This window comes from Frankia sp. CoWAU3 (assembly GCF_977971855.1).
Map to the genome: position 1 here is coordinate 1 of NZ_CDWWXB010000113.1, position 736 is coordinate 736.

At 63.3% G+C, this 736-nt stretch carries 1 pseudogene; it reads right to left on the bottom strand.

The window, feature by feature from the left end:
• Positions 1-19: 19 nt before the first annotated feature.
• Positions 20-736: pseudogene (locus AC08ON_RS11410) on the bottom strand (Eco57I restriction-modification methylase domain-containing protein); the annotation flags it as partial.

A 736-nucleotide genomic window follows, 5' to 3' on the forward strand; every position in this document is an offset into this window, starting at 1 on the left:
CACTTAACGCAACAGGCCGTCACACCACGCGACCTTCGCGCAGCCCTGCGGTCAACGCCTCCCCCGCCAGCCACCCCACCGGCTCGTCATACCGCTCCGGCGGCAGCACGGGAAGCTGCTTCATGAGAAAGTACTTGAACGAGGTGCCAGCGAATTTCTGTCGGGCACAGTAATCGAGCACGAACATGGAGAAGTTTGCCTGCAGAAGGGCTCCCCGTTCGGATGGCAATGCGAGGAGGAACTTGTCTCCCACGGCGTAACGCGGAATCGCGCCGCTGATCAGGGTCCGTTCGTCGGAGGCGCGGGCGATGTCGCGCCAGCCGAGCAGCCAGCCGCGGTCCCACCGCTCGCCGATCTTCTTCTCGACCTTCTCCTCGGCGACCCAGTAGCGCGGCAGCGTGACGAAGTCCGGGTCGGCGTGCTGCTTGGGCGTCGTCCGGGGCAGGGTTCCCATGTTCGCCTGAGCTTGGGTCTGCCCCTCGTACGTTCCCAACCGATGGTCAAAATGGTGGACCATCTTCGCCTCGATCAGCGGGAGCATGTACTCGGCGTCCTCGCCCGACCCTCGCGTGAAGACGTTACCGACGAGATGCCAGCCGGCCTTCTCCAGGTCCTTACGGGTGTGGAAATATTTGGAATCGTTGGCCATGTGCAGCATGGCTTTGAACGAGACACGCCACGGGTTCGACGGCGGCGCATCCTGCCAGAGGACCGGTACGCGATGATAGATGTCCAG